Origin of the sequence: Methanosphaera sp. (genome assembly GCF_016282985.1) — an archaeon.
Taxonomy (GTDB): Archaea; Methanobacteriota; Methanobacteria; order Methanobacteriales; family Methanobacteriaceae; genus Methanosphaera.
In genome coordinates this window covers 1-20,105 of record NZ_JAEELZ010000075.1, presented here as the reverse complement: position 1 = coordinate 20,105, position 20,105 = coordinate 1, and the positions used below count along the sequence as shown (strand labels likewise).

Genomic DNA, 20,105 nt, shown 5'->3' with positions numbered 1-20,105 from the left:
AAATGGTAGTAAACGTAAATGAAAATTATAGTAATATACAGAACAATTACTTATTTGTAGAAATAGCTAGACGTGTTGAAAAATATCAAGAAGAAAATCCTGATGCAGATTTAATTAAAATGGGAATTGGAGATGTAACAAGACCTTTAACTAAAACTGTTATAAAAGCATTCCATGATGCTGTTGATGAAATGGGTGCAGCTGAAACTTTCAGAGGATATGGTCCGGAACAAGGTTATGATTTCCTCATAGAAGATGTAATTAAAAATGATTTTGAACCATTAGGTATAGAATTAAAAAATTCTGAAGTATTCATTAGTGATGGAGCAAAATGCGATACTGGTAACTTCCAGGAATTGTTTTCACAAGATAATATCATTGCAGTAACAGATCCAGTTTATCCAGTTTACGTTGACAGTAATGTAATGGCCGGTCGTAGTGGAAAAGCATGTGATGATGGATTCTATGAAAAAATAGTATATTTACCATGCACATCCGAAAACAATTTTGTTCCAGCACTTCCAGAAGAAGATGTAGATATTATATACTTATGTTTCCCAAACAACCCAACAGGAACAACCTTAACAAAAGACCAACTAAAAGTATGGGTAGATTATGCAAAAGAAAATGATGCTTTAATATTATTTGATGCAGCTTATGAAGCATTTATTTCAACAGAGAATGTTCCACATTCAATTTATGAAATTGAAGGAGCTAAAGAAGTTGCAGTTGAATTTAGAAGTTATTCAAAAGTCGCTGGATTTACAGGAACCCGATGTGGTTACTGCGTTGTACCTGAAGAAGTTTATGTCAAAAATAAATCTGGTGAATGTGTACAACTTAATCCACTCTGGAATAGAAGACAATCCACCAAATTTAATGGTGTATCTTATCCAGTTCAAAGAGCTGCTCAAGCAATTTACACAGAAGAAGGTAAAAAAGAAATTCAAGAAAACTTAGATTATTATATGGCAAATGCTAAAGTAATCAGGGAAAGTTTAGAAAAAATAGGTTTAGAAGTTTATGGTGGAATCGATTCTCCATACATCTGGTTTAAAACACCAAACAATATTGACTCCTGGACATTCTTTGACATTTTATTAGACCAAGCACATGTTGTAAGTACCCCTGGTGCTGGATTTGGTCCTAGCGGTGAAGGATACATAAGATTAACTGCTTTTAACACTTATGAAAAAACTGTTGAAGCAATGGAAAGAATTTCTGAATTAGAATTTTAAAATTTTATTTAACAAAAAAATCAAAAAAAATTGAAAAATGTTTTTATACAAATTTCAATTTACAACTATTTTTTTTACAATTTTTACATTTTTATAAAAATACTTAAATACTCCTAATAATAATATATTAAAATAAGGAGATGACAAAAGATGACTGAAATACCAAAAGCACCAGTAACAAGAATTGTAAAAAGTGCAGGTGCAGAAAGAATTAGTAAAGATGCAGAAGAAAAAATTGTTGAAGCAGTAGAAGCATACACTGCAAGTTTAGCTACCGCAGTTATTGATGTTGCAAAACATGCAGGTAGAAAAACTATTCAACCAGATGATGTAGAAGTAGTTTTAAAACATTTTAAATTCTAATTCACTTCATTTTTTTTCTTTCAATGACCCCCTTTAAATCATATTTATTTTTGACATTGTTTAACAAAATTAATTTTATAATAAAAAATATTTAATAATTGGATTAATCAAATAATACAAAAAAATAGATAAAGTATTAATTATTATATTTTTGATTTAACACCTATTAATGACAAAACCACAGCAATTATACAGAATATTGTTGAAAAGATCATTGTTATTTGACTACTCTGAACTAACAATGGATAGTTGGATGGTACTATAATCACATTTCCCATAATAAATGAAAATATTAATGTCAACAATCCTAAACTAAATGATTGACCTATAGTTCTAACAGTCGATAATGAAGCAGATGCTGTAGCTATATATTTCTTTTCCACACTTCCCAAAATAATGTTACTGTTAGGTGAGGAAAATATTCCAAATCCTAAACCGTGTAATACCATAGCCACAATTATCATGTACAAAGGTGTGTTTTCATTTAAGAAACATAATAATAGCATTCCAATTGATACCATACTCATACCTAGGGCAGCAAGTTTTTGTGGATCGATTTTATCAGACAACCTTCCTGAAAATGGTGCACATAAAGCCATTAGTAATGGTGAAACAATCAAAATAATACCCGTAGTTTGTGGAGACAAATTCATTAAATACTGAAAGTGATAATTTAAAATGTAGGTTACTACAAAAGTAGCAAAATAACTAATAAAAGATGCTATATTTGATGACGTATACTTTAAATTCTTAAATAATTTTATCTCATATATAGGGTTTTCTAATTTTAACTCAAATTTGATAAAACAGATTAATACTAAAACTCCTAAAAAAGAAAGTATTAATCCAATTTTTGAATTTAAAATCGTGAATCCATACATCAATAAACAAATGGATAAAATATACAATAAGGAACCTACCTTATCAATTGATTTATCCACATCCACTGCCCACTCTTTTTCTATTTTACTAAGTAAATATATTGATAATAAAATTAATGGCAAAGTAATATAAAATATTGCCCTCCAAGAAAAATTTTGAACCAGTATACCTCCAATTGTAGGAGCAGAAGTTAATCCCACATAAACTCCCATAATTGTAAAACCAACTGCCTGACCCCTATTTTTAGATGGAATTTGAGCGGTGATAATTGCCATTACATTCACAAATAATACTGCAGAACCAATACCATGTATAAATCTTGAAAGAAACAACATATTTTCATTAATTGAAAAACCAGAAAAAAGAGCTCCTGCAATATAAATAACCAACCCAATTATCAATGTTCTTTTTAATCCGTATTTACTTGATATCTTAGATATTGGAACACTGGCACATGCAATAATCAATAAATAAATATTTACAACCCAATTTTGCATAATATTACTTAAATTAAAGTCCATAGCAATTGTCGGTAATGCTACAGATAATGCATTAGAAGTAAATGCTACCGCAAATGAACATAATATACCTATAATTATTACATAACGATTCATTGTTTCTTCTTTAATCATAAATAGATTTATGTTAAAAAAAATATTTAAATTGCTAACAAAAAAAAGATTATAAAAAATAATAAGATGGGGAATAATGCTTATAAATTATTGGATTTTAAGTTATCTTCTAATACTTGTATAATATTTCTTGCAACTTGAGGCGTCATAACTACTTGTGCAACACATTCTTGAATCATTTCAACATTTCCAAAATCATCACTAGCTAACTTTTCTTCTAAAAATGCAACACGAATCTGATCGTGTGAACCAACACATACTGCCCCGGAAATAGGTTTACTTGGTTCATCGTTGAATTTAATTTTTGGCATTTGTGAATTTAAATTGTTTATATCATCCATAATTTATCCTTCCTTTATTAAAACCTTTATCAATGTATTGTGTTAAAATAATATCCGTATTTAAATTATCTGAAGAAATGATAATTGCATCATCATCCATTTTTAATTCTTCTTGTTTTGTAATAGATACTTCACCTTTTTCAATCTTTTCTAACTCATTATCAATATCCACTTCAAAATCAAATGAATCTAAAAACTTATCTAATTCTTCATCAGTTAATGCTTCACCTATAAAAGTTTCAGGATCCCTTGTTTCATCTTCCATGATTAATTCTGCTAAGGTTATCTGAGTTTTTATTAGTGCTTTAACTACTTTTGAATTAATATTCACGTAGTATGTTAACCCATCTTTTGATAAAATATTCAATTCTTCTAAGTCATTAATAAATGAATCCAAAGTAACTCTGGATATGTTTGCTCCCACAGCTATTTCTTTTTTTGAATATGACTTTTCAGGATTAATTAAAACATAATTTAAAACTTTAACTTGGGGATATTTACCAAATATTCTTTCATACATATTTTCATCTCAAGTTTATTTTTTAAACACAATACCATTTAAGGTTAAAATGTACATTTTTTAAACATATTATTATATAAGATAACTATAATATATAAAATTATATGAAAAGTAATGATGAATTGGAAAGAGATATTTTATCCACCTTATTCAAACATGGATGTATTGGAAAACATCACACCCCCGTAATTAATCTTTGTAAAAATCTAAACCAATATTCCTGCAAAGAAATAAAAAAAGGTATCAAATCTCTCCATAAAAAAAAGTTTATTAATTTATATAAAACATACCACGGAATTGATGTAAGAATTATACCATCAAGTCTACAAGAAATAAAAAAAATAATAGATGTTAACTATTAAATAAACATACTGTCATGAATTTCAACCATTTTTTTCTCGAATTCATCTTCACTTATGGAACCCTCAATCTGCTGAATTTTTAAATCAAATACGTTAACAAACAATAATAATTGAGGCATAATTAATTTTAACAAATAATTTACAGATTCAATATTAATAAGCTCATCCTTAATTACTGCATCATTTAAATTCCATTTTAAAATTATCTCATCTAACTCATATTGTAATTTATCAAATAAATATAAAACCATTAATTGTATATCCATAAATTCATGATAAATGTCATTTTCAAAATTTTCATCCTGACCAAAAAAAGCTGATAATAATGGAAAAACTCTTTTAGAAGTGTATTTAATTATTCCCGTTAATTCTACATATGTTTGCTTATTAAATACATTTTCGTCTATAATTTTATCAATACTTTCCACGACTTCAGCATAATCAGCAAAAATCAAACGAAGATATTGAATATACTTGTTAAAATCATCATTAATTGTTAAAAAATTATCATCAATTATTTCTCCGGCCATATAATCCCCTTCAGAATTTCTATTAAATCATATATTAATAATCATATAAAAATTTATGCTAAACTCTTAGTATCTTAAAAACAATACTATAAATATAAAGAAATACTAATAAAATAATGTTGTTAATTTTTTTCTTAGATTAAAATAATTTACATTAAATAATTACTTTTATTCATTAATTACTAAATAGGACAGAAATTACTTTAGATAATTATATATAATCTAGAAAAAATGTTTTAAGAAAAAAAAAAGGATTATCTGAATAAGAAAGGTGAAAAAATGATTGAAGAATGCATTCCTTTTTTAGGATTAATTATTTTTGGAAATATAGAAAACTTAGTTCTTGCATCACATGGTGTTGTAAAAGGAGCTGATCCTAAAAAACTAGGAATATTAAGTATAATATGTGTAATATTCTGGTTTCTAATTGGTACACTAGGAACAAATTATGCTATGGCATATGCCAGTGTAATAGAATTAGTTGGAGCAATCGCAATTATAATATTAGGTCTTCAATCAATGATTAATGCATTCAGATACCAATAATATTAAATACTAGGTGATTATATGGCATTAGACGATTATAAAGAATACCTTGGATTACTAATCTTTGGAAACATTGAAAACTTAGTATTATCATCTCAAGGTGCTGTTGCCGGTGCGAATCCTATAGTTTTAGGTTCACTTACACTTGTTGCAGTTATCATATGGTTATTAATAGGAACCTATGGAACAAAAGTAGCTATTAAATATGCTAGAGTAATTGAATTTATTGGTGGTCTGGCAATATTCATTTTAGGACTTCAGTCACTATTAGGTGCATTACCTCTTGTTATTCAACAGTTCTTTTAAAATATGATTTAATCATATATCCTTTTTTTATTATAAATTTCAAATATATCCAATTAAAAAAATTTTAAAAAAAAAAGATTATTTAGTATCATCTTTTAATGTGACGATACTGCTTGAATCAATATCTAATTTATCTGAGAATCTTAAAAAGCTAATAACTTCATTTAATTTATTTGCAGTTTTTGTAGACAATGTTTTAAAACCCAATAATTTTGAAACCAATTTTGCTAATTCATTAATTTTGACAGAATTATTAAGTATTAAAACTTGAGTTATAGCTTCTATAATCTCATCATCAGAAATATAATCTATATTTGGTTTAATTCGTTTTCTTACTACAACTTCCTTTTTAAATATGTAATAATAATTATTTTTTACATAAATTTCATGTGAATTCTGTAATAATGTTGAAATCATTGAATCAATAGAGGATTTAAATTTTTTCGTTGCTTTAACATTATAAACCTTTTTCAATCGATTATATATTTCTTCACGATGAATAGGTGCTTCAGTTCTAATTATATCTTCGATAACTTCAATTACATCCGAATTATTTAATGAATAGAAGTCCTCACAGTCAATTTTATTTTCATAATAATTGTAATCTTTCTCTGTAGAAGGTTTATCCACTTCAACTTTTTTAACTTGAACTTTTGATTTAACTTTTTCTTCGGAAGATTCTAATGTTTCTGTTTTTTCTTCAGTTTTTCCACCATCAGGAACTGATTCTCCTATTGAAATATCCTCATCAATTTTAACTTCTTCCATTACTTCAAAATCATCTTCCGATTCATTAGAATTATTTCCTCTTATTTCTTTTATATCATGAATAACTACTGCATCGGAATCTTCTTCATCCAATACTTCAAATATCTCATCAAATTCATCAAAGGAATTTTGATCTTTTATAACCTGTTTTGAAATCTCAGATTTGGAAGAATCATCTGAAATATCTTCTTTATACTCTGTGTTAATATTTTCAACAGAAATACTGTTGTTGTTGTCTTCTTTAACTTTTTCGACTACGATTGTATCATTATTTATTTCGTCAAGAGTTTTAATATCCTGTTCTTTATTTTTTATAGCATCATTTATTGCATTGATTAAATTCTGTTTTGCATTTTGTCTGTTATGATACCATTCTGTTGACCAAATTCTATGATAATTCCAGCCCAAGCCTTCAAGCATATTCTGTCGAATTCTATCTCTTTCCCTAGCAGAGGCATCATCATTATATTCAGTTCCATCACATTCTATAGCTAATATGTATTCATCATCATTATTAGGATCCAATACTGCTAAATCAACACGATAACCTGAACATCCCACTCTTTTTTCAACTTTATATCCTTTTTTTATCAGGAAATTATAAACTGATTTTTCAAATTCTGAGTCGAATTTTTGTTCTTCCAGAACATTTGATGGGAATTTACCATGTTCTGCATAGTAAAGATAAGTTTTTAGCACCTGAACACCCTTTGGTGATCTTGGTGAAAGATGCATATCAGAAGATTTAAAGTTAGCAAACACTATACATTTTTCTTTAGCACGTGTTGTTAATACGTTTAACCTTCTTTCCCCTCCATCATTATTTAATGGACCAAAGTTACTGGACAAATTATGTGTTTCATCAAAACCATAACCCACACTAATTAACATTACATCCCTTTCGTCACCTTGAATGTTTTCAATGTTTTTTACAAAAAAGGCTTTATCTCCAGTAGTGTTGAAATACGGATCAAGTTCCGGATTTTCTTTAAGTTTTAATTCCAGTTCTTCAAGTATTGCCTGTTTTTGTGCTACACTAAATGTTCCAATTCCTAAACTTTTTTGGAATCCATATTTACCAAAGTGTTGCAATGCATATTCTACAACTTCTTTTGCTTCCCCTTTATTTTGTCGAGTTTTTCCTTTATCATATATGTTATTTGGATTATAAACTAATTTAAGACCCAAATTTTCTGAATTGATTATTGGAGAAGGATAAATGAACAAATCATTATTATAAAATTCCAAGTTTGAAACTGCTATTAAAGACTCGTGTCTACTTCTGTAATGACATTTTAACATCCTGTATGGTAAAACAGTCTTACAGAAATGAAGAATACTTTCCACATCCTGAACATGCATATCCTCTGCTTCTTGAGATTCTATGTTTGTTTCAACATCAAAGAAAGCTGTTGGAGGTAGCTGTTTTGTATCTCCCATAATTATATAATGTTTTCCCCTTAATAATGCTCCAATTGCATCTTCAATTTTAACTTGACTAGCTTCATCAAATATTATATAATCAAAGTAAGATTCAAATGTTTTTGTATCCAGATATTGGGCAATAGACAATGGACTCATGAGTAAACATGGCTTAATATCTGTAATTACTTCATTACATTCCTTTAATAGTTGTCTTATAGATTTATGATTTCTTTTTTTATTCATTTCATGAACTAGTATACCTAACTGTGAAGTTGGAGCAATACTAATTGATAAATCAGGTCTTTGAGCATCAAGTATCTCTTTAACTCTATATTTATTAAGATCAATCGTTTGAACATCCAATTCTTTGAATAATTGAATATTTTTTTCATATATATTGGAGTTAAAGTTCTTTAATATTTCATGTTTCTCAAATATTTCTATCAGAATATTGTTAGCAAAGTTAAATTCATATAATGGTACTATTGCATCAGCCTTGATTTTATCGTTTTTGATGAGTTTAATAATTTCAGCAGTATAATTATTTTTAAATTGTGTACAGTAGGTATTAAATTGATTCCAATCACTTAATGAACGAATATTTTCAGTTATACTTTGAATAGTTTCATTAAAATCTTCAAGATTTATTGGATTTATATTATTTTCACTTAGTTTGTTTTTAAAATGTAATAATGAATTAAGATATTCGTAATCTTCGGATATTTCATCATATTTAATTTCCAAATCATCTATTATACTTTTCAGTTCATTTTTACTGGAGTTATCTATAATCACTCTGTTAGAATTATCTTCTTTAACATATTTTGAGATACCCTCATATTCACTAACTAATTTTGAAAAGTCAGTATCTACATTGTCCCATGATTTAAAGTATTTTTTTGCAGTAGATTCATTATCATCAATGAATTTCTTTAATTCTTTTTGCTGATATAATGAATTTACATGGAATTCAATATCATCCAATGTTTTGAAATAATCCCTTTTGAAGATTTTAGATACTTTGGAATTTATTTCATTTAAATCATCAAAAAGATTAATTAACCTTTCTAATTCATAGATTACTTTTTCGGCCGTTAAATTGTCAGATGTATAATATGGTAATATTGTATTGATTACTCCATTTACATCATCATTCCACAGGAATAAATTATCAAAATCTTCTGTAATAGTATTATCATCAACATCCTGAGAGTAATAACTTTTTAATTCGTTTTTGGATTTTTTATAATCCTTATTCATGAATTTAGTAAAGGAATCTTTATTTGATTTAAATTGATAGAATTTTTGTACAATATCAGGATCATTTAACGCTCTTTTAACTGGAGATTCCTGCAATGATTTGTAAGCTTCTTTAATTTTTGAAAGCAATACTCGTGCTTCATGATGGAACATGAAATCAGAAGATATTTCAGAAGAACGTATTTTGAATAATAACTGGTCAGTTTTTTCTTTTATAGGTTCAACATCTATTTTGTCAATATTGATATCATTATTACAATTATTTTGATATTCTTGTACTGAATCAACTATTTTTTTAAGTTTCCCATCTTCCAAGGAATAATCCTGGTCAGATAATGCTAATTTAGCCTGCTGGATATATTTTTTTATTTCACCATACTTAACAGGTTTTTGAAGATTGGTTTTATGACTAAATTCTACAATATCCTGTTGAATATGTTCCATATGACTATCCATTTCAGATGATTTAAAATTAATATTATCTATATCATCCGGTGAAAGATAATTGATATTTGTATAGTTCCATGGATTATCCTTAATTGGATTAATTAATTTATATATTTCTGCAATTTCATCTATGTTTGATAGAAGCTCTGAACGTTTTTGAGTAGTATAATTTTTAAGACTAGGTAAGTTAAATTTATATACCCTTTGACCAATTTTTTCAAGTTCCTGATAATTATATTCATACATACCAATTAAATCATAAATAGATAAATTAGTATCACCATATTTTGTACGAATAAGCTGTCTATATTCATTCAAATTGTTAATTGACTGTTGAAGTTTTTCATAATCCTCATAATCATCCACTTCAACTTTGTCATTTAAAAGTGATTTGTTCAAATCATCAAGGAAAGACCTTTTTCTTGTTTTATTACTGTGTAACTCTAAACAGTAACTTCCTAAACCAACACTATCCATTCTTTTTTTAACAACATCAAGTGCAGCCATCTTTTCACTAACAAACAATATTTTCTTCTCATTAGCCAGTAATTCAGCAATTAAATTTACAATTGTTTGAGATTTACCTGTTCCAGGTGGTCCTTCAACTACAAGACTATGACCTTTTTTAGCATCTTCTATTACAGCAATTTGTGAAGAATCTGCATCAACTACATTATAATTATCCATAGGATTTAAATCTTCATCAATAGATTTTACATCAAATGAATCAAAACTATCAACTTCACTTAAACCAAATAACCTACCAATTTCACTTTTTTCTATATGATCCCAGTTTTCAATTGATAAATCCTTAAACATCACAAACTTTTTGAAACTAAATGTACTAATATATGCCTGACTGAGAACGTTCCATCCTTTTTTAAATTCAATAGCCCGCTTAACTTTATTAATATACTCTACTAAATCATTTTTATTTTCTATACTATTCTGTTCAGGTAAAATAATCCCCTGTTCCTGTAGTTTATATTTTAATGATAAATTTAATGAAATATCCTCCCTAGTCCAATGTACTTTAAATGGAGATCCGACAGATCTTCTTGACAATTCTATTGGAACTAAGACTAAAGGAGCTTTATGTGTTGAATTATCCTTTTGTTGCTTCCATTCAACAAAACCTAATGCTAAAAAAAGATTATTATAACCTAAATCCTGTACACTGGTTCTATAATATTGGAATAATGAGAATAATCTTTTTTGAAGTTCTTTTTCTGTTAATGTTGTTTGTAATTGTAACTCTTCCTCTTCATTAGATTCAACAGGTATGGACCATATTCCCTCTTCAGAATCTTTAGATGAAAATTTAGGAAGAAAAGATAATTTTTTCTTATTTAAAACTAATGAATCATATAAATCCATTATCTCTACATCAACAATAGGAACAGTTCTAGCAACCTCTTTAAAATTAAGTAAATTATTCCTTAAACCCATATCTAAAAGGTTTTGTTGTAAAGTGTTGAATACATCATTAAAGTCTAATTTAGAACGTTCTTCCATAAAATCCCTATAAATAATACAATTAATATAAAAAAATTAAATAAAATATTTATCATTAAAAAAATTCTTATATTATGATATGTAAATAACAAATATTATAATTTGGTATTGAAATCATAAAAATATAAGTGAAAATATGGAAGAAGTTATTGAAAGAATTATCAAATTTCGGGATGACCGTGACTGGAAACAGTTCCAGACATTAGAAAATCTTGCCAAATCAATCTCCATTGAATCTGCAGAATTATTGGAAAACTTTCAGTGGGATAATGATTATGATATAAAACATGTTGAGGAAGAACTAGCAGACGTTCTTATATATTCATACCTGATGGCTATAACTATGAATGTGGATGTAAAGGAAATTATGCTTAAAAAAATAGAAAAAAATGAGGAAAAATATCCAATTGAAAAGTCTAAAGGAAAATCAACCAAATATACTGAATTACTTACGTTTTAATTGACCAAATATACCTCTAACAATTTGTCGGGATACTTCCCGAACAACAGTATTTGCAGCATTGGTAGCTATTCTTTCAATTTCAGATTTTCCGGCAGTCCCCTGACTGGTTCTACCTCTTTTTGTGGTTTTAGATAAATCTATATTGTCCATTGTCTGTTGAAGAACATCAGGTAATGGGAAACCAGCTTGTTTTTGTTCTGTTTGGGGTATTTGTTGTTGATTTTGATATGCTGTGTTGTCCTGTGATTGATAATCTTGATTATTATACTGTTCCATCTCCTGAACTGGAGCCTGTTGTACTTTTTGTAATAAACGTTCATAAGCAGATTCCCTATCCAACATTTCATAATATTTTCCTTTAAACATAGAAATATTAATTATCTGTTCCCTATAAGAATCATCAATTGCTCCACTATAACATTGTGGAGGTATAATGTCTACTTTTTCTACAACCGTTGGAACTCCTTCTTTATCCAATACTGATACTAATGCCTGACCTATTCCAAGATTTGATATTTCATCGGCTGTATCAAAATTAGGATTTGCCCTAAAAGTTTCAGCAGCTACTTTAACAGCTTTTTGATCTTTTGGTGTGTATGCTCTCAATGCATGCTGAATTCTATTTCCTAACTGAGATAATATTTCATCAGGAATATCAGTTGGACTTTGCGTGATGAAATACAATCCAATTCCCTTGGAACGTATTAATCGTACAATCTGTTCAATTTTTCTTTGGAAAACCGGATTCATATCATCAAATAATAAATGTGCTTCATCAAAGAAGAAAACAAATTTTGGTTTTTCAAGATCTCCAACTTCCGGCATGGATTCAAACATTTCTGTTAACATCCATAATAAAAATGTAGAATATAAATCCGGAGCTAATGATAAGTTTACAGAATCAAATACATTTATTATACCTTTACCATTATCATCACACTGCATAAAATCAGTTAATTCCAAAGCAGGTTCACCAAAGAATTTATTTCCACCCTGTTCTTCTAAAGTTAACAATGAACGTAAAATGGTATTTGCAGATTTTGTAGCAATTGCACCATATTCTGATTCATATCTTTCTCTGTTTTCTGTAACATAATTAATCATTGATTTTAAATCTTTAATATCTATTAATAATAATGATTCAGAATCTGCAACTTTAAATACTATATTTAATACTCCGGCCTGGGCTTCACTGAGTCTCAATATTTTTGATAACAAAATAGGTCCCATTTGTGAAATAGTTACTCTTATTGGTAATCCCTTGTCACCAAATAAATCCCAAAATTCCACAGGATATCCTTTATAACTAAATCCTTTGGATTGTAAATCATATTTTTCTACCCTTTTAGAAACATTTTCATTAGGTTCGCCTGCTTTTGATAAACCTGCCAAATCCCCTTTCATATCAGCAACAAATACTGGAACACCCATATCACTAAATGACTCAGCTAATGCCTTTAAGGTATATGTTTTTCCTGTTCCTGTTGCACCGGCAATTATTCCATGCCTATTTGCTAATTTAGGATGTAATGTTACACAAGTATCATCATTACATCCAATTAATATAGAATCTTCAGTATACATATTGATTTCTCCAATTAGAACTTTATTGTTAATTTATCTGTAAGTGACTATTAAAATATTTAATTGAATAATGTTATTGAAAAAAAAAAGAAAATAAAAATGAGTAGTACGATTTAAAAAAAGAAAAATTGAATGAAATGGTTATTTATGCTGTTACTGTGAATGTTGTGTTGGTTTCGTATGCTTCGTATTTGTCGTTTCCGCTGTATCCTATTGTTACGTTGTTGGTTCCTAGTGTATTTGCTTGTGTTGATAGTGTGTATGTTCCTGTTTTGTCTGTTTTTGCGTAGTATTTTTTACCGTTTATTAATATTTTCACGTTTGTGTTGGTGATTGCTTTTCCTGTGTTTGTTGTGAATTTTCCAGTGATTGTAACGTTTTGTCCCTGTTTTACGTTGTTGATTGGTTCGTAGGTAACTATGACTGGTTGTTTACCAAGAACAGTAAATGTTGTGTTTGTTTCGTATGCTTCGTATTTATCGTTTCCACTGTAACCGACACTTACTTTGTTGGTTCCCGTTTGTGTTGTTGCTACTGATAGTGTGTATGTTCCTGTTTTATCTGTTTTTGCCAAGTATTTCACACCATTAATGTATATTTTTACATTACTGTTGGAAATTGCTTTGCCGTTACTGGTCATGAATTTTCCTGTTATTGTTACGTTTTCTCCGAAGTTTACATTACTTATTGGTTCGTAGGTTACTATTACTGGTTGTTTTCCCAGGACTTGGAATGTTGTGTTGGTTTCATAAGCTTCATACTTGTCATTACCACTGTAACCGATACTAACCTTGTTGGTACCAGTTTGTGTTGTTGCTACTGATAGTGTGTATATTCCTGTTTTGTCTGTTTTTGCTAGGTATTTTACTCCGTTGATGTATATTTTTACATTACTGTTGGATATTACTTTACCGTTACTGGTCATGAATTTTCCAGTTATTGTAACATTTTCACCATAATTAACATTACTTATTGGTTCGTAGGTTACTATTACCGGTTGTTTACCAAGGACAGTAAATGTTGTATTGGTTTCATAAGCTTCATACTTATCATTACCACTGTAACCAATACTAACCTTATTGACACCTGTCTGAGTAGTCTGAACACTTAATGCGTATGTTCCTGTGTTGTCTGTTTTTGCCAGGTATTTCACACCATTAATATAAATTTTCACATTACTATTGGAAATTGCCTTACCATTACTGGTCATGAATTTTCCTGTAATCGTTACATTTTCTCCGAAGTTAACATCAGTTATTGGTTCGTAGGTTACTATTACCGGTTGTTTACCAAGGACAGTAAATGTTGTATTGGTTTCATAAGCTTCATACTTATCATTACCACTGTAACCAATACTTACTTTGTTAACACCTGTTTGGGTAGTTTCTACACTTAATACGTATGTTCCTGTGTTGTCTGTTTTTGCCAGATATTTCACACCATTAATATAAATTTTCACATTACTATTGGAAATTGCCTTACCATTACTGGTCATGAATTTTCCAGTAATTGTCACGTTTTCTCCGAAATTTACATCACTTATTGGATCATAAGTTACAATAACAGGTTGTTTACCTATTACTGTGAATGTTGTGGTCGTACTGGTTGGGTTGTATTTTGTGTTTCCGTTATATGATGCTGTTATGTTGTTTGTTCCGATTTTTTTTGCTATTGTTGTGAAGGAATATGTTCCCTCTGAATCTGTTGTAAGTGTAATTTCCTCATTATTGAATGTGATTTGTATATCATCTGTAATTGGTTGGTTGTCTGTGTCTTTTAGTGTTCCTGTGATTGTTATGTTGTCATTGTATTTTGTTTGGTTGATTGTGTTTATTGTTATGTTTGTATTCAGTTTTTCTACATTAAATTCTGTTATGTAAACAGATTCCAGTATGTTGTTTTCTTTTGGACTTGTTATGGTGAGTGTTTTAGTACCACTTTCTGTTGCTGTGTAGTAATATATGCAATTTCCTTCAGTATCTGTTGTTAATTCTTCGGTAATGTTTTGATTGTTAATTTGTACATATATTTTTTTATTTGTTACGGGTTTTTCTTCATCATCATTTAATGATATAAGTATTGGTACTTCAGTATTTGTAATAATTCTTTCAGGAAAATCAACTGTAATATTTGGTTCAAAGTAATATGTGTTGTTTTCTACTGTGTTATTTATTTGACCGCTTACCGAGGAGTCTCCCATGTTGTTTCTTGCTTCAAGTATATTATCAGTTACAATATTATTTTTTCCATCCACTTCTACTGTGTAATCATGTCCTTCAGAGTATATTGAGTTGTTTTGTACTACAACATTTGATACTTTTTCTAAAATAATTCCTGGTGCATTTTCACTGTATATTGTGTTGTTTTTGAATTCAATTCCCGTATCTGATAAGTACGAATATAGTCCTGCAGTTTTTGCCTTAAGATAATCTGCTGTTCCCTCAGTTTGGTTGTGTTCTCCGATTACTACAATATTATTATTGTTTGATGTTGTGTTTGCACCAATTATTCCAATTCCCATACATGTACGCCCATATAATGTGATGTTGTTTTCGGATATGTTGTTATTGTATCCACCATACATTTCAACCCCATATATCTGAGCAGCCTCTCCCACTAAAATGTTCCGTATGATTGAATTGTTGTTAGGATGATTTCCACCTACTCCAAACAAGTTTCCAGTGTATTGAAAGTCCAACATATTTATGGCATATGCTACTGCAATGTTTCCCCAGGGAGCATTGCCGTAACTACTGGTTACATTAATATAATTCCCTTCTATGATATTATTTTTGAATGTGGCCATTTCAAGGTGTATTCCTGCAGTATACGTATGTGATGTAATATATATCTTATTATCCTTAATTATGTTATTGCTTGACCTAACTACAAGCCCATATGAATAACCACTATCATCAGTGCAGTTTGTTGAAATGAGTGTATTGTTGATGAATGTTATGCCGCTTGTTCCGAGAAATGCTGCAAAAGATGAATAATAACTTCCTCCATAATTACCTGTGATTAATATTTCAATATTGTTATTTCTTATCTCAGCTTGGGTTTTAACATAGAATCCAATACAGTCAGGAAGGTATGGATATGCATCCCAATTAATGGTACATTCACTAAGACATGCCTTTAAGTTACAGTTTTCTATGAGTGATTCTTTTTCTACCCTGAACACATAGGTTGTAAGATCAGGTTTTTGCACGTCAATGGTCATGTTTCGTATTATGTAAGTTCCATTAGTCCCTGTAAGTGTAAGATAATCACTTTTGGTATAGGATTCCGTGATTGTTGAGTTAAAGTTTTGCAGTGCAACTGTCTTGAAGTTGGTTGATAACTTAAATCCAACATTTGTAAGGGCACTGCATCCCTGACCATCAATTACTAGACTAAGATTTTGGAACTTATTGCTGTTTTCATCTAATGAAAAAGTGTAAACATTACTGGGTACATATTTTACATTTAATACTAAACTGCTGTTAGTAGAAGTAATACCTTTACCCATATAAGCAACATTACTCATAACACTAAAATATTGCTTAAAATTGGATGATGTAACATTCACAACCGTAACATTATCATCAGCATCATCTGTTTTTACTTTTTCATAAGTTTTGTCTTTTTTAGTAATGTTTTGTATTGCTTGTTTATCTTCATTATTTTCTTTGATTACATTAGAATTATCATCTAGAATAGTAGTCCCAGATGTTTCTTGTGTAATTTCTTGGGTTTCTAGCATAACATCTTGTGATACTTCACTTGTTATATGTGTTGTATCATTTGTATCTGTTGCCGATACTATAGACATCAAAGCCAAAGTCAATAATAGAAAAATAAACAAACACTTATTTTTCTTGATAATAATCAATTCCCCCAGGAAAAATGTTTATATTATATTATTTTTTCTGATAGTAGACTTCATTAATATAACATCTAATTATAAATATGAATTTATTAATTAATCTTTCAGAAATTATTAAATAATTGGATATTAATCTTGTAAAAAAAAATATTTTAAACCTTACAATAGCCTAATACAATCCGAATATTTCTTAAACTTTAATATCCCTGATACTATTATAAGAGTTATAATTTTTTTTTACAGTAAACATATATTTGAAAAAAATCATATATAGGCTTATTGATTAAATATAAAATAAAATTGAAAAATAATACTAAAACAAAATAAATAAACAAGTATAGTTATTTTATCATTTAATCAATAATAATTTAAAAAACAGTTAAAGGATCAAAAATGAAAATAAAAACAAAACATTTCATTTTATTTATTGCTTTGCTGATTACATTAGTATCAGTGGTCAGTGCTGCAGACATCGATGATACAAGCATATCCTCCGATGTAACAACCAGCACCATATCACAAGACATACAACAAACTGATACAACAGTAAGCACAGAAAGCAAGAATAATAATGAAATAAAAAATTCGCAACAAGCAATAAATAAAGTTGCTTCAGAAAAAAATAGTGGTCAAACAAGAAATACAACACCAACTGTATGGAATTTAAATAATACAAACTTTGATGAATACATAACAGAGTCTGGTTTAAACACGATAATCAATGATAGTGATATATTAAACTTCACAGAAAACATATACCGTACATCAACCAATTATACAGTAGATAAACCAATAAACATAAATGGAAACGGTTTCACATTAGATTTAAACACAATATATGGATATAACCTTCCATCATTAGATCCAACATGGATAGAATTTAATAATGAATCATCCAATTCAAATATTACAAACCTAAAGTTCCATAATACACAAGTATTCACAACAACAGCATCCAACATAACATTCGACAACATCAATGTAACAGTAGAAAATCAGGGTGTTGGAATGAGTACAGGATACTTTGCAATGCGTAACGGAGTAATAAACATAACAGTAAAAAACAGTTACTTCTATGCAGTAAACAATACTGGATGCAGTGCAATAGTAATTACACTTGGTGAAAACTGTACAATAGACAACAACACTGTGATGGGTAGTGGCAAAGTTGGAAACCTCATATATCTTAACATGTATGGAGCAACCAATAATGCAAATGGAATAACCAAAAACAGAGCAAACAAAATAACCAACAATCACATTTCCTGTATCAATGGAGAGAATATTTGTTGGGGAATTACAGTAACCGGACCAAGAAACGTAATAGAAAACAACACAATAGATATAACCGAAGGTCAATATGGTATAACTACCACATGGGCTGGAAGTTACGATAACGAAACTGATCCGGAAGATACACACAATGTAAGTTACTATGGAAACAAATACATCAATAACACAGTAAACGGTAAATTCTCAACAGGAAACTACAGTATCGTAGAAAACAATACAATAAATGGAAAAGCCATCATATATGGAAGTGCAAATGTAACAAACAACATCTTTTTAGCTGATGTTGATGTATATAACAATGTACGATTCCATTCAAACAATGCAACAGGTCAAACTGTAAATATACAGAAACCAAATAGTTGTTTCAAAGATAGTATTATAGGTACACTAAACTTTAAAGGTAAATATACTACTTATAATTGTAGTGGCAACGATATCGGTTCAATAACACCTGCTTCATATAAGGGTTATTTTGTTTCATGTAATGGAAATTGTCCAAACTGTGAGTCAACAAATAACAAACATTTAATGAAAAATGTTAATAAAAATGTCAAAACTAGTGATGAAGAACAAGAATATACTTTAACATATCTTAGTTATCGTGAAATTACCGGTAAATATTATAATGGAACTCTAAAATTAATTTTCGAAAATAGCCATCAATTTAATATACTATTTTCGAAGTATAGGAGATCATATGTATTGAGTTTAGCTCCTTTAGGGGATGATGCATATAATATTAATACATTGATTATTGATATACAAATAGATTATACTTTAACAGATAATGATGTGGGAAAAATAATACCCCAAATTTCTGATTGTAAAGATATTAAAGATATAGATTTAATATTTGAAGGAAATGGACATACTTTTACTATAAGGGACACAAATGGTGAACACTACTTATATAATGAATATAAATCCACTACTTATCAAAATTATAATCTGGTAGTGGCAGATTTAAAAAACGATGAAGATGTACCTGAAGCTATTTATATGAAAGATGTAACATTCAAAAATGGTAAAATTACTATCCCTTATCAAGAAGTTTACTGTCTAGAAGTATTAATTTTAGAGGATAATGTTAATATTGAAAACTCAGAGATTGATATAAGCATACCATTAATTTGGGTTGATGGAGATGATGAATGGGGAGTAAATGGAATTGTTTATAGAGCAAATGATGGAAGTACTACAGTATTAAATAATAACACAATAACATTATATTCCTATGAAAATAGTCATGACTATAATGCTGACGATTATGCTAATTCAATATCAATAGAAAGTGATAATTTCATTTTCACAAATAATGAAGTAAATATACGATATGTAAGACCAATATTAATAACATCCTCAAAGGCAATCATAGAAAACAACACCATAACCTCTATGGATACGGACTACACAATAAACATCACAGGTGACAACAACATTGTACGCTACAACACACTAACTGCTGGCGAAAACGAAGGAGATTCAACCGTAATTGTTACTGGTGAAAACAACATTGTTGAACAGAATCCATATGTTGAACCAGGACCAAGCACAGTAATTACTGAAAATACTTACTCTGAATTCTTTGATGATGAATGTTTATTAAGACCAGACTTCAACAACACCGACTTAACAGTATCAGGAAACATCAATGAAAAAATATTCCTCTTTGACGGCGTAAACGTAACAATTACCAATGATGGTACTGCAACATTAACAAACTGTCAATTTTCAGTAGGTAACGATGCTACAGTTGTACTAG

Annotated in this window: 14 protein-coding genes; 7 read left to right on the top strand and 7 right to left on the bottom strand. The window is 28.9% G+C overall.

Going from position 1 to position 20,105, the window contains the following annotated elements; translation table 11 throughout:
• The first annotated feature begins 2 nt into the window (after positions 1-2).
• Positions 3-1,238, top strand: a complete 1,236-nt coding sequence (locus QZZ11_RS04375) for an LL-diaminopimelate aminotransferase (protein WP_292473932.1) — start codon at positions 3-5, stop codon at positions 1,236-1,238.
• A 150-nt stretch (positions 1,239-1,388) separates the two neighbouring features.
• Positions 1,389-1,601 carry a histone family protein gene (locus QZZ11_RS04370; protein ID WP_292473930.1) on the top strand — a complete coding sequence of 71 codons (213 nt, stop codon included), beginning with the start codon at positions 1,389-1,391 and terminating at the stop codon, positions 1,599-1,601.
• A 143-nt stretch (positions 1,602-1,744) separates the two neighbouring features.
• Here the strand turns inward: QZZ11_RS04370 and QZZ11_RS04365 are convergent, their stop codons facing one another.
• From QZZ11_RS04365 to QZZ11_RS04355, 3 genes are all read right to left on the bottom strand, one after another.
• Positions 1,745-3,115, bottom strand: coding sequence for an MFS transporter (locus QZZ11_RS04365; RefSeq protein WP_292473928.1), 1,371 nt, complete (start codon positions 3,113-3,115; stop codon positions 1,745-1,747).
• Positions 3,116-3,195: 80 nt separating this feature from the next.
• Positions 3,196-3,456 carry a hypothetical protein gene (locus QZZ11_RS04360; RefSeq protein WP_292473927.1) on the bottom strand — a complete coding sequence of 87 codons (261 nt, stop codon included), beginning with the start codon at positions 3,454-3,456 and terminating at the stop codon, positions 3,196-3,198.
• Complete coding sequence (locus QZZ11_RS04355) at positions 3,449-3,976, bottom strand: hypothetical protein (RefSeq protein WP_292473925.1); 528 nt, start codon at positions 3,974-3,976, stop codon at positions 3,449-3,451. Before QZZ11_RS04355 ends, QZZ11_RS04360 begins: the two co-directional genes overlap by 8 nt.
• Positions 3,977-4,080: 104 nt before the next feature.
• Here QZZ11_RS04355 and QZZ11_RS04350 point away from each other — a divergent pair, with 104 nt between their 5' ends.
• Complete coding sequence (locus QZZ11_RS04350; protein WP_292473923.1) at positions 4,081-4,338, top strand: hypothetical protein; 258 nt, start codon at positions 4,081-4,083, stop codon at positions 4,336-4,338.
• On the opposite strand, the gene QZZ11_RS04345 is transcribed toward QZZ11_RS04350, so the two are convergent.
• Positions 4,335-4,868, bottom strand: coding sequence for a hypothetical protein (locus QZZ11_RS04345; RefSeq protein ID WP_292473921.1), 534 nt, complete (start codon positions 4,866-4,868; stop codon positions 4,335-4,337). The genes QZZ11_RS04350 and QZZ11_RS04345 overlap by 4 nt on opposite strands.
• Positions 4,869-5,147: 279 nt before the next feature.
• On the opposite strand from QZZ11_RS04345, the gene QZZ11_RS04340 reads away from it, so the two are divergent.
• Both QZZ11_RS04340 and QZZ11_RS04335 read left to right on the top strand, forming a co-directional pair.
• Positions 5,148-5,414, top strand: coding sequence for a hypothetical protein (locus QZZ11_RS04340; protein ID WP_292473920.1), 267 nt, complete (start codon positions 5,148-5,150; stop codon positions 5,412-5,414).
• A gap of 21 nt (positions 5,415-5,435) precedes the next feature.
• Positions 5,436-5,720, top strand: coding sequence for a hypothetical protein (locus tag QZZ11_RS04335; RefSeq protein WP_292473918.1), 285 nt, complete (start codon positions 5,436-5,438; stop codon positions 5,718-5,720).
• A 78-nt stretch (positions 5,721-5,798) separates the two neighbouring features.
• On the opposite strand, the gene QZZ11_RS04330 is transcribed toward QZZ11_RS04335, so the two are convergent.
• The gene (locus QZZ11_RS04330; RefSeq protein WP_292473917.1) at positions 5,799-11,135 is read right to left on the bottom strand and encodes a DUF3320 domain-containing protein; all 5,337 of its coding nucleotides are present in this window, start codon (positions 11,133-11,135) and stop codon (positions 5,799-5,801) included.
• A 136-nt stretch (positions 11,136-11,271) separates the two neighbouring features.
• On the opposite strand from QZZ11_RS04330, the gene QZZ11_RS04325 reads away from it, so the two are divergent.
• Positions 11,272-11,595, top strand: coding sequence for a nucleotide pyrophosphohydrolase (locus QZZ11_RS04325; protein ID WP_292473915.1), 324 nt, complete (start codon positions 11,272-11,274; stop codon positions 11,593-11,595).
• Here QZZ11_RS04325 and QZZ11_RS04320 read toward each other — a convergent pair.
• On the bottom strand, positions 11,581-13,182 hold the full coding sequence (locus tag QZZ11_RS04320) for a helicase HerA-like domain-containing protein (protein ID WP_292473914.1): 1,602 nt from the start codon (positions 13,180-13,182) through the stop codon (positions 11,581-11,583). The genes QZZ11_RS04325 and QZZ11_RS04320 overlap by 15 nt on opposite strands.
• Before the next feature lie 145 nt (positions 13,183-13,327).
• Positions 13,328-16,996 (bottom strand): Ig-like domain repeat protein, encoded by a 3,669-nt coding sequence (locus QZZ11_RS04315; protein ID WP_292473912.1) that lies wholly within the window; start codon positions 16,994-16,996, stop codon positions 13,328-13,330.
• Positions 16,997-17,443: 447 nt separating this feature from the next.
• On the opposite strand from QZZ11_RS04315, the gene QZZ11_RS04310 reads away from it, so the two are divergent.
• The coding region (locus QZZ11_RS04310; protein WP_292473911.1) for a hypothetical protein at positions 17,444-20,105 on the top strand (2,662 nt) is incomplete at its 3' end.

Coding starts and splice junctions, on each gene's coding strand:
- QZZ11_RS04375 (WP_292473932.1), top strand. CDS start 3: ATGGTAGTAAACGTAAATGAAAATTATAGTAATATACAGAACAATTAC.
- QZZ11_RS04370 (WP_292473930.1), top strand. CDS start 1,389: ATGACTGAAATACCAAAAGCACCAGTAACAAGAATTGTAAAAAGTGCA.
- QZZ11_RS04365 (WP_292473928.1), bottom strand. CDS start 3,115: ATGATTAAAGAAGAAACAATGAATCGTTATGTAATAATTATAGGTATA.
- QZZ11_RS04360 (WP_292473927.1), bottom strand. CDS start 3,456: ATGGATGATATAAACAATTTAAATTCACAAATGCCAAAAATTAAATTC.
- QZZ11_RS04355 (WP_292473925.1), bottom strand. CDS start 3,976: ATGTATGAAAGAATATTTGGTAAATATCCCCAAGTTAAAGTTTTAAAT.
- QZZ11_RS04350 (WP_292473923.1), top strand. CDS start 4,081: ATGAAAAGTAATGATGAATTGGAAAGAGATATTTTATCCACCTTATTC.
- QZZ11_RS04345 (WP_292473921.1), bottom strand. CDS start 4,868: ATGGCCGGAGAAATAATTGATGATAATTTTTTAACAATTAATGATGAT.
- QZZ11_RS04340 (WP_292473920.1), top strand. CDS start 5,148: ATGATTGAAGAATGCATTCCTTTTTTAGGATTAATTATTTTTGGAAAT.
- QZZ11_RS04335 (WP_292473918.1), top strand. CDS start 5,436: ATGGCATTAGACGATTATAAAGAATACCTTGGATTACTAATCTTTGGA.
- QZZ11_RS04330 (WP_292473917.1), bottom strand. CDS start 11,135: ATGGAAGAACGTTCTAAATTAGACTTTAATGATGTATTCAACACTTTA.
- QZZ11_RS04325 (WP_292473915.1), top strand. CDS start 11,272: ATGGAAGAAGTTATTGAAAGAATTATCAAATTTCGGGATGACCGTGAC.
- QZZ11_RS04320 (WP_292473914.1), bottom strand. CDS start 13,182: ATGTATACTGAAGATTCTATATTAATTGGATGTAATGATGATACTTGT.
- QZZ11_RS04315 (WP_292473912.1), bottom strand. CDS start 16,996: ATGTCTATAGTATCGGCAACAGATACAAATGATACAACACATATAACA.